This window comes from Janthinobacterium rivuli (genome assembly GCF_009208735.1).
Classification (GTDB): domain Bacteria; phylum Pseudomonadota; class Gammaproteobacteria; order Burkholderiales; family Burkholderiaceae_D; genus Janthinobacterium.
This window is the reverse complement of record NZ_WFLJ01000037.1, coordinates 1-9,350: the sequence shown is the minus strand read 5'-3', so window position 1 is coordinate 9,350 and position 9,350 is coordinate 1. Positions and strand designations below refer to the sequence as shown.

General features: G+C 66.7%; 10 protein-coding genes. 9 read left to right on the top strand and 1 reads right to left on the bottom strand.

Annotated elements, in window-relative coordinates; all coding sequences use genetic code 11:
- The 6 genes from GCN78_RS28630 to GCN78_RS28605 form a co-directional block, all read left to right on the top strand.
- Nucleotides 1-1,431: type II and III secretion system protein family protein (locus GCN78_RS28630; RefSeq protein ID WP_152254719.1), on the top strand; the 1,431-nt coding region annotated here is incomplete at its 5' end.
- Between the two features lie 9 nt (nucleotides 1,432-1,440).
- Nucleotides 1,441-1,713 carry a pilus assembly protein gene (locus GCN78_RS28625; protein WP_152254718.1) on the top strand — a complete coding sequence of 91 codons (273 nt, stop codon included), beginning with the start codon at nucleotides 1,441-1,443 and terminating at the stop codon, nucleotides 1,711-1,713.
- A gap of 37 nt (nucleotides 1,714-1,750) precedes the next feature.
- Nucleotides 1,751-2,911, top strand: coding sequence for an AAA family ATPase (locus GCN78_RS28620; RefSeq protein WP_152254717.1), 1,161 nt, complete (start codon nucleotides 1,751-1,753; stop codon nucleotides 2,909-2,911).
- A 63-nt stretch (nucleotides 2,912-2,974) separates the two neighbouring features.
- On the top strand, nucleotides 2,975-4,321 hold the full coding sequence (locus tag GCN78_RS28615) for a CpaF family protein (RefSeq protein WP_413465253.1): 1,347 nt from the start codon (nucleotides 2,975-2,977) through the stop codon (nucleotides 4,319-4,321).
- Between the two features lie 6 nt (nucleotides 4,322-4,327).
- Complete coding sequence (locus GCN78_RS28610) at nucleotides 4,328-5,296, top strand: type II secretion system F family protein (protein WP_152254716.1); 969 nt, start codon at nucleotides 4,328-4,330, stop codon at nucleotides 5,294-5,296.
- 18 nt (nucleotides 5,297-5,314) lie between these two features.
- Nucleotides 5,315-6,256, top strand: a complete 942-nt coding sequence (locus tag GCN78_RS28605; RefSeq protein ID WP_226939868.1) for a type II secretion system F family protein — start codon at nucleotides 5,315-5,317, stop codon at nucleotides 6,254-6,256.
- A 75-nt stretch (nucleotides 6,257-6,331) separates the two neighbouring features.
- On the opposite strand, the gene GCN78_RS28600 is transcribed toward GCN78_RS28605, so the two are convergent.
- Nucleotides 6,332-7,114: an inositol monophosphatase family protein gene (locus tag GCN78_RS28600; RefSeq protein ID WP_152254720.1), complete on the bottom strand. Its 783-nt coding sequence runs from the start codon at nucleotides 7,112-7,114 to the stop codon at nucleotides 6,332-6,334.
- A 195-nt stretch (nucleotides 7,115-7,309) separates the two neighbouring features.
- Here GCN78_RS28600 and GCN78_RS28595 point away from each other — a divergent pair, with 195 nt between their 5' ends.
- The 3 genes from GCN78_RS28595 to GCN78_RS28585 all read left to right on the top strand — a co-directional run.
- Complete coding sequence (locus GCN78_RS28595) at nucleotides 7,310-8,074, top strand: RNA methyltransferase (RefSeq protein WP_152254715.1); 765 nt, start codon at nucleotides 7,310-7,312, stop codon at nucleotides 8,072-8,074.
- Nucleotides 8,071-8,973 carry a LysR substrate-binding domain-containing protein gene (locus GCN78_RS28590; protein ID WP_152254714.1) on the top strand — a complete coding sequence of 301 codons (903 nt, stop codon included), beginning with the start codon at nucleotides 8,071-8,073 and terminating at the stop codon, nucleotides 8,971-8,973. The genes GCN78_RS28595 and GCN78_RS28590 overlap by 4 nt, the downstream gene beginning before the upstream one ends.
- Before the next feature lie 91 nt (nucleotides 8,974-9,064).
- Nucleotides 9,065-9,350 (top strand): MFS transporter (locus tag GCN78_RS28585; RefSeq protein WP_193316901.1); only part of this gene is annotated, 286 nt, incomplete at its 3' end.

Below are 9,350 nucleotides of genomic sequence, written 5' to 3'. Positions count from 1 at the left end.
GCCAGCCTGGCCTGGCCGGGCGGCGCCAGCGCGGCGGCGCCGGCCAGGCAGACCGTCATGTCGCCCGTCGCGGCGCCGGCCATGTCGCTGGGCGCCGATATCGCCCGCCTGGGCGCGCCCGTGCGCATCGCCGTGGGCAAGTCCACCTTGCGCAGCCTGAGCCTGCCGGTGTCGCAGATCGCCGTCAACGATCCGCGGGTGGCCGGCGCCAGGATGCTGGGTTCGTCCAGCCAGCTGTTCGTCTGGGGCCTGGCCCCGGGCAGCACCAACCTGATCCTGTGGGATCGGCAGCAGCGCCCCGTGATCGTCGACATCGAAGTCGAGATCGACGTCGAGGGCTTGCAGGCGCAGCTGGCCTATGTCTTCCCCGGCGAGCGCGCCGTCAAGGCCGGCGCGGCCGGCGGCAGCATCGTGTTGTCGGGGCAGGTGAGCGACAGCGTCAAGGCCAGCCAGATCCTGGACATGGCGCAAGCCTATGCGCAACGCGGCGCCGGCGACGCGGCCGCGCCGGCCGATGGTGCCGCCAGCGCGGCCGGCGGCGTCAAGGTCATCAATATGCTGACGATCGCGGCGCCGCAACAGGTCATGCTGGAAGTGAAAATCGCCGAAGTGTCGAAGACCCTGGTCGACCAGCTGGGCGCCAGCGTGGGCATCAGCGGCACGCGCGGCAACTGGAGCTACGGCCTGCTGTCGAACCTGCTCAGCGGCAACCCCAGCCAGCTAGGCGCCGTGCACGGCAAGAACGGCAACGGGTTGACGCTCGATGCGCAAAAGCGCGACGGCCTCGTCAAGGTGCTGGCCGAACCGAACATCATGGCCATCAGTGGCCAGGAAGCCAGTTTCTTGGCGGGCGGCAAGATTTTCATTCCGGTCGCGCAAGACAGCACCACCAACAAGATCACGCTGGAAGAAAAGGAATTCGGCATTGCCGTCAAATTCACGCCCACCGTGCTGGAAGGGGGGCGCATCAACCTGAAGGTGGCGCCGGAAGTGTCGGAGCTGAACCGCGAAGGCATCGGCATCACCACCGGGGGGGGCGCCACCGCCAATGCCGTGCTGCCGGCCTTTACCACGCGGCGCACCACCACCACGGTGCAGCTGTTCGACGGCCAGAGTTTTGCCGTGGGCGGCTTGATCAAGAACAATGTGACGACCAATATCAAGGCCTTGCCCTTCCTGGGCGAGATTCCCGTGCTGGGCGCGCTGTTCCGCAGCAGCGATTTCCAGACCGACCGTACCGAGCTGGTGTTCATCATCACGCCGCACCTGGTCAAGCCGCTCGACGGCGACATCGTCTTGCCGACCGACGCGTATGTGGCGCCCAGCCGCGGCGAGTTCTTCTTGCAAGGAAAAATGGAAGGCGCTGGCGCGCCACGGCCGCGGCAGGAAGCGGCCACGCAGACGGCGCCGGCCGGCCCGGACATTCACTAGGAGCACTTCATGCAGCATTCCCTTTCCCTTTCTATGTTGCTGGCCGCGCTGGCCGCCAGCGGTTGCGCCGCGACCCCGAACCTGGACCGCCAGTTCGGCCACAGCGTCGCGCAGCTGCGCCTGCGGCAAGTGCTGTCGCCGCAGGCGGGCGCGAACCGCGATCCCGTGGCCGGCATGGACGGCAAGGCCGCCCAGGCCGCCTACGCGGCGTATCAGAAAAGCTTTGCCGCGCCCGCGCCGCAAGGGGCCGCCTTCACCATCGGCGTCGGGGCGCGCCAGTGAAGCTGGCATCGTCACCACAGAATCAGCAAGGCATATCGTGAAAATCGCCATCCATTCCACGGATCAAAAAACGCTGTCCGAACTGGGACGGCTGCTGCGCAGCCGCAACCGGCTCGACGAGATCAACGCGGGCGGCGCAACGCTCGAACCGCTGCAGGCGGCGCAGTCGCTGCCCGACGTGCTGATCTTCGACCGCCCGTCGAACGATGGCGCCGACCTGGCCGCCATCGAGCGCCTCAGCAACCAGCATCCGCGCATGGCCTTCATCGTGCTGTGCCACCAGCAGCCGCCTGAATTCCTGCTGCAGGCCATGCGTGCGGGCGTGCGCGACGTGTTGCCGTTCCCCGCCGCGCCGGCCAGCCTGTATGCGGCGCTCGAACGCATCGAGGAAAAGCTGGAGCGGCGCGAGCATGGCAACGGCAAGGTGCTGGCCTTCATCTCCTGCAAGGGCGGCAGCGGCGCCACCTTCATCGCCAGCAACCTCGCTTATGCGCTGGCCGCCGGCGGCCAGCAGCGCGTGGCCCTGATCGACATGAACCTGCATTTTGGCGACGCCTCGCTCTTCGTGTCCGAGAACAAGCCGCTGGCCACGCTGTCCGACGTCACGCGCGACATCCACCGGCTCGACGCCTCGTTCCTGGCGTCGAGCATGCTGCACATCCTGCCCAACTACAGCGTGCTGGCCGCGCCCGAGGATCCGGCCCACGCCAGCGAAGTGGCGCCCGAGCACATCGACGCCATCATCCGGCAGGCCAGGCGCCAGTACGATTTCATCGTGCTCGACGTGGGCCGCAACCTCGACGCCGTCAGCGTGCGCGCGCTCGACCACGCCGACATGATCTTTCCCGTCCTGCAGGCGACCTTGCCCTACATCCGCGACGGCAAGCGCCTGCTGGGCATGTTCCGCTCGCTCGAATACGCGAAGGACAAGGTGCATATCATCGTCAACCGCCACGACAAGGGCGGCGAGATCCGCCTGCGCGACCTGGAAGCGGCGTATGGCACGGCGGTCTACCGCACCGTGCCGAATCACTACGCCTCGGCGGCGGCCTCGGTCAACCAGGGCGTGCCTATCCTGCAGCTCGACAAAGCCAGCCCGATCACCCGCTCGCTGCAGGAGTTCGCCGCCAGCCTGGCCGGCGGCACGGCCGGCATGGCGCGCCAGGGCTGGCTGGGCCGCGTCCTGCGGCGCGCTTGATCCACGCGCTTGATCCCCATTCCAGAACAGGAGCATTCCATGGCTACTTCCCCCATCGCCGCCTTGTCCATCCGCGAACGGCTCGGCAGCGCCAAGATCGCCACGCTCGCGCCGCAACGCATGGCCGTCGTCGACAACCACGGTTACCGCGACCTCAAGCTGCGCATCCATGGGCTGCTGCTCGAACGGGTCGACCTGGAAAGCATGCAGCGCCTGTCGCAGGAGCGCATCCGCGACGAATTGCGCGGCCTGGTCGAGCGCCTGCTGGAGGAAGAGGCGGTGGTCATCAACGACGCCGAGCGCAAGAGCCTGACGCGCGACATCCAGCACGAGATGCTCGGTTTCGGGCCGCTCGAAACGCTGCTCGCCGACGCCAGCGTGTCGGACATCCTGGTCAACGGCCACAAGCAGGTGTATGTGGAGCGCGGCGGCCGCCTGGAGCTGACCGACATCTGCTTCGACGATGACGCCCACCTGATGAAAATCATCGACAAGATCGTCTCGCGCGTGGGCCGGCGCATCGACGAATCGAGCCCCATGGTCGATGCGCGCCTGCCCGACGGTTCGCGCGTCAACGCCATCATTCCGCCGCTGGCCATCGACGGCCCCGTGATGTCGATCCGGCGTTTCTCCGTCGATCCGCTGCGCCTGGCCGACCTGGTCGCCTACCACAGCATGACGGCCGAGATGGCCGAGGTGCTGCAGGGCCTCGGCAAGGCGAAGATGAATATCCTCATTTCCGGCGGCACGGGCAGCGGCAAGACCACCATGCTGAACGTGATTTCCGGCTTTATCGGCCAGACCGAACGCATCGTCACGGTGGAAGACGCGGCCGAGCTGCAATTGCAGCAGCCGCACGTGGTGCGCCTGGAAACGCGGCCCGCGAACATCGAAGGCAAGGGGGAGGTGAGCCAGCGCGCGCTGGTGCGCAATGCGCTGCGCATGCGCCCGGACCGCATCATCCTGGGCGAGGTGCGCGGCGCCGAGGCGCTCGACATGCTGGGCGCGATGAACACGGGCCATGAAGGCTCGATGGCCACCATCCACGCCAACACGCCGCGCGACGCCATCACGCGGCTGGAAAACATGATCAGCATGGCGGCCGCCAACCTGCCCAGCAAGGCCATCCGGCAGCAGATCAGCTCGGCCGTGTCGGTGGTGGTGCAAGTGTCGCGCCTGATCGACGGCAAGCGCAAGGTCACGTCGATCCAGGAAATCACGGGCATGGAAGGGGAGGTCATCACGATGCAGGAAATCTTCAGTTTCCGGCAGACGGGCGTGGCCGAGGGCGGCGCGGTGGTCGGGCATTTCTCGGCCAGCGGCATCCGCCCGCGCTTCCTCGAGCGCCTGAACAGTTTTGGCATCGGCGTGTCGGCCGCCCTGTTCGAACCCACCGCGGCGGGGCGCTGACCGGCCATGCTTTCCTACCTCGTTTATCTATTCCTCTTCCTGGCCGTGCTGTTGCTGGTGGCTGGCGCCTGGCTGGCGTGGCAAGCGGCGCGCGGCGCGGGCGCGGCGCGGGTGGCGCGCCGCCTGCAGGGCATGTACACGGCCAGCGATGGCGAACAGGCGCTGTCGATCACCAAGCAGCGCCCGCTGAGCGTCCATCCCTTCCTGCACGGCGTGCTGCAAGGCTTGCCCGGCGCGCGGCGCCTCGACCAGTTGCTGCTGCAGGCGGGCATGCGCTGGCTGGTGGCCACTTTTCTGGGCTATTGCCTGCTGGGCGCGCTGGTCGCGCTGCTGGCGGCCGGCGCGTTGCCGCTGCCATGGCATGCGCGCCTGGGCCTGGGCGCGGGCGGCGCCGCGCTGCCGTATCTGCTGGTGCGCCGCGCCCGGAGCCGGCGGCTGGTGCGCATCGAGCAGCAATTGCCGGACGCGCTCGACCTGATGAGCCGCGCCATGCGCGCCGGCCATGCCTTTCCCACCGCGCTGAAGATGGTGGGCGAGGAAATGACGGGGGCGCTGGCCGACGAGTTCCGCGCCGTGTTCGACGAAGTCAGTTTCGGCGTCGCCATGGCCGATGCGCTGGGCAACCTGGCCGCGCGCGTGCCCAGCACGGACTTGCGCTATTTCGTCATCGCCGTGCTGATCCAGCGCGAAACGGGGGGGAATCTGACTGAATTGCTGAGCAGCATCAGCGCCATCATCCGCGACCGCCTGAAATTGCTGGGCCAGGTGCGCGTGCTGTCTGCCGAAGGGCGCATGTCGGCCTGGGTCCTGGGCTTGCTGCCGTTTGGCGCGGCGCTGATGATGTACATGATGAATCCGCAGTTCATTGCCGTGCTGTACACGGATGGGGGCGGGCGCAAGATGGTCGCCGTATCGCTGGGCTTGCTGATGCTGGGCGTGCTGTGCATCAGAAAAATTATCAATATCCGGGTGTGACATGAAAGAACCGACACGATGAGCAACATGAGTACGGCGCAGTTGGCTTTGCTGGGCCTGCTGTTCCTGATTGTTTTCGCGCTGGCCTTGCTGGTGCTGCGCCTGTTCGCCGGCAGTGCCGTGCAGGGGCGGCTGCAGGCGTTGGGCGATGCCGGCGCCGCCGGCGACCGCGAGCGTCACGCCCGACGGCGCTGGCTGGCGCACGCCGTCAGCCTGACGCGCCCGCTGGCCAGGCTGTCGCTGCCGGACGAGGGCTGGGAAAGTTCGCCCATCCGCAGCCGCTTCGTGCATGCCGGCTGGCGCAGCCAGGCCGCGCCCGCGCTGTTTTACGCGGCCAAGACGGGCTTGTTCGTGGGCTTGCCGCTGCTCGTGTATTTTCTGCTGCGCCAGGGCGGGCACAATATGCTGTTGTGGCTGGTCGCTGCCGCCGCCCTCGGCTATTACCTGCCGAATGTCTGGCTGTCGCACTGCCTGAAACAGCGTCAGCGCGAAGTGTTCGAGACCTTTCCCGATGCGCTGGACCTGATGACGGTGTGCGTCGAAGCGGGGCTGGCGATGGATGCGGCGCTGGCGCGCGTGGCGCAGGAAATCGGCTTGAAAAGCGCGGTCCTGGCCGAGGAGCTGCAACTGGTGACCTTGGAGCTGCGCGCCGGCAGCGCCAAGGACAAGGCCTTGCGCAACCTGGCCCTGCGCACGGGAGTGGAAGACGTGGATGCGCTGGTGACCCTGCTGATCCAGGCCGAGCGCTTCGGCACGAGCATCGCCGCGTCGCTGCGCGTGCAGTCCGACCAGCTGCGCACCAAGCGGCGCCAGCGCGCCGAGGAAACGGCGGCCAGGATCGCCCTCAAGCTGCTGTTTCCGCTGATCTTTTTCATCTTCCCTTCGCTGATGGTCGTGCTGATGGGGCCGGCGTTCCTGCAGATTTACCGCGTGCTGCTGCCGGCCATGCGCGGCAACTGAGGGCAGGCCGGGGCGAAAAAAAAGCTGCCGGAGTCGCCTCCGGCAGCTTTTGTTACGTCAGCGCGCGCCTGGCAATCAGGCGAATGGCGTCAGCAGGGTGATCATCTGGCCAAAGATCTTCGGGCTGGCGGCGATGACGTCACCCTTGTACAGGTAGTCCGATTCGCCGGAAAATTCACCGACAATGCCGCCCGATTCCGTGATCATCAGGGCGCCGGCGGCGATGTCCCAAGGCTTCAAGCCTTTTTCGTAGAAGCCGTCCAGGCGGCCGCAGGCGACGTAGGCCAGGTCCAGCGCGGCCGAGCCGGCGCGGCGCACGCCCTGGCTGCGTTCGCCCATGATCGCGTACATCTTCAGGTATTCGTCCAGCGCGCGGGCGCTGCCGGCCACGTAGCCGGTGCCCAGCAGGGCGTTCGAGATGCGGTCCAGCTTGGTGACGCGGATGCGTTTTTCGTTCAGGTAGGCGCCGGCGCCCTTGGTGGCCGTGAACAGGTCGTTGCGGACCGGATCGTAGATGACGGCTTGCGTGATGACGCCGCGATGCGCGAGGGCGATCGAGATGCAGTATTGCGGGAAGCCGTGGATGAAGTTGGTGGTGCCGTCGATCGGGTCGATGATCCACTGATATTCATTCTCGTCGTGCGAGTTGGCGGAAGCTCCCGATTCCTCGGCCAGGAACGCGTGGTCCGGGTAGGCCTTGGACAGCACCTCGATGATGGCTTGTTCGGCCGCCTGGTCGACGTCGGTGACGAAATCGTTATGTTGTTTTTCCGTGACGACGACGCGGTCGAGGTCGAATGAGGCGCGATTGATGACGGCGGCGCCGCGGCGGGCGGCTTTGATCGCCGTGTTGAGCATTGGGTGCATGTGAGCTTCCGTTAAAAGCACGCGACCGCCCATGGCCGCCTTGCGGCGCCGGTACGATAGAGTGCAAGAATGAATTAAAGAGCGGAGCGGTGCCGAAGTGGTTAAAATCCCGGCCTGGAGTCAGCGTTGTGTGACTCCGTTTCCCGAAATTTCCTGTATCGATACCGCGCAATAGCGCTATTTTAAATGAATCTGCCCGAAATCAACACGTCTCTTTTCAAACGCCTGCGATTTATTCTCGTCGAAACTAGTCGATCCGGCAATATTGGCGCCGTCGCGCGCGCCATGAAAACGATGGGTTTTTCCGATCTGGTGCTGGTCAACCCCCGTTTTCCCGATGCCTTGACGGATGCGGAAGCGGTGGCCTTCGCCAGCGGCGCGCAGGATATCCTGTCCGGCGCGCGCATCGTCGGCTCCATCGCCGAGGCGCTCGAAGGCTGCAATTACGCGGCCGCCGTGTCGGCCCGGCTGCGCGAATTTTCGCCGCCCGTCACGGCGCCGCGCGCCATCGCCGCCCAGCTGGCCGCCAGCGCAGACTTGCACGCGGCCGTCATCTTCGGCAACGAGCGCTTCGGCCTGCCCAACGAGATCGTCGAGCAGTGCAATGTGCTGATCAACATTCCCGCCAATCCCGAGTATTCCTCGCTGAACCTGTCGCAGGCGGCGCAGGTCGTCGCCTACGAATGCCGCGTGGCGGCCCTCGGCGACGGGCAAATCGCCAGTCCCGTCGGTTTCCACGGCGACGCGGCCAGCCTGGCGCAGGTCGACGGCATGTATGCGCACCTGGAACAGGCGCTGGTCGCCATCGACTTCCTCGACGCAGACAACCCGAAAAAACTCATGCCAAGGCTGAAACGCCTGTTTTCGCGCACGGGGCTGGAAACGGAAGAAGTCAATATCCTGCGCGGCATCGCGCGGCATATCCTGGCGGTGGCGAAAAAAGGCCCATGATCGAGACCCGGCTGCTGCGCCAGTTCATCGCCGTCGCCGAGGAACTCAATTTCCGCCGCGCGGCCGAACGGCTGCACATGGCGCAGCCGCCGCTGTCGCAGGCGATATTGCGGCTGGAAGAAGCGCTTGGCTATCCCGTCTTCGAGCGCACGAACCGCAAGGTCAGCCTGACGCCAGCCGGCACGGCTTTCCTGGCCACCGCGCGCCAGGTGCTGGCCGACCTGGAAGAGGGCGTGGCGGCCGCGCGCCGCGTGGCGCAGGGCATCGAAGGGCACGTGCGCCTCAGTTTCATCCACATCACCCCGTATGTCCACGTATTGGACGCCTTGCGCGCGTTTCGCGCCGCCTCGCCCGCCGTGCAATTCACCCTGCGCGAGGCGTCGACGCAGCAGCAGGTCGAGTGGCTGGAAAAAGGCGAGGTCGATGTCGCCCTGCTGCGCGCGCCAGGGCGCAGCACGCCGGGCCTGCGCTTCGAGCGCCTGTCCGGCGAAGACATCGTCGTGGCGCTGCCATCCGATCACCGCTGCACGGGGCTGGCGCGCGTGGATCTGGCGGAGCTGGCCGGTGACGATTTTGTCGCCTCGCCGCGCAAGCTGGGTCAGGGTTTCCATGACCAGCTGGCCAGCCTGTGCCTGCACGCGGGCTTCGTGCCGCGCGTGGCGCAGCAGGCGCGCCGTTTGCAAACGGTGCTGGGACTGGTGGCGGCCGGTTTCGGCGTGGCCCTGCTGCCGGCCAGCCTGGCGGCGTCCATGCCGGCGGGCGTGGTCATGCTGCCGCTGGCAAGCGGCGCGCCCGAGGCGCTGCGCCAGCTCGACCTGTACATGGCGTGGGACCCGCGGCACACGTCCCCCGTGCGCGAGCGGCTGCTGGCGCAGCTGCGGCTGTCCGCCTCGCATTGAGACTTCACACGTCTCGTTTCAAGATAAATAAGATATTTTACAGATGATGGCCCAGGGGCCAGCATGGCGTTTTTGATTGTCAGGAACTGCCATGTCCACCATCTCCTCGCGCACAGTGCTGCCGTCCGCCACGCTGCCATTCTCCATTTATCTGCTTTCCCTGTGCAGCTTTGCCTTCGGTTTGTGCGAATTCATCGCCGCCGGCCTGTTGACGCCCATGGCGCGCGACCTGCACGCCAGCGTGGCGGCGGCCGGCGGCGCCATCGCCGCGTATGCGCTGGGGGCGGCCATCGGCGCACCCGTCCTGACGGCCCTGCTGGCGCGCCGGCCCGTGCGCCAGGTGCTGGTGGCCACCATGCTCGTGCTGGCGGCCAGAT

Bases quoted from the DNA above. Each gene is read 5' to 3' on its own strand.
- GCN78_RS28625 (WP_152254718.1), top strand. From the start codon at position 1,441: ATGCAGCATTCCCTTTCCCTTTCTATGTTGCTGGCCGCGCTGGCCGCC.
- GCN78_RS28610 (WP_152254716.1), top strand. From the start codon at position 4,328: ATGCTTTCCTACCTCGTTTATCTATTCCTCTTCCTGGCCGTGCTGTTG.
- GCN78_RS28605 (WP_226939868.1), top strand. From the start codon at position 5,315: ATGAGCAACATGAGTACGGCGCAGTTGGCTTTGCTGGGCCTGCTGTTC.
- GCN78_RS28600 (WP_152254720.1), bottom strand. From the start codon at position 7,114: ATGCTCAACACGGCGATCAAAGCCGCCCGCCGCGGCGCCGCCGTCATC.
- GCN78_RS28595 (WP_152254715.1), top strand. From the start codon at position 7,310: ATGAATCTGCCCGAAATCAACACGTCTCTTTTCAAACGCCTGCGATTT.
- GCN78_RS28590 (WP_152254714.1), top strand. From the start codon at position 8,071: ATGATCGAGACCCGGCTGCTGCGCCAGTTCATCGCCGTCGCCGAGGAA.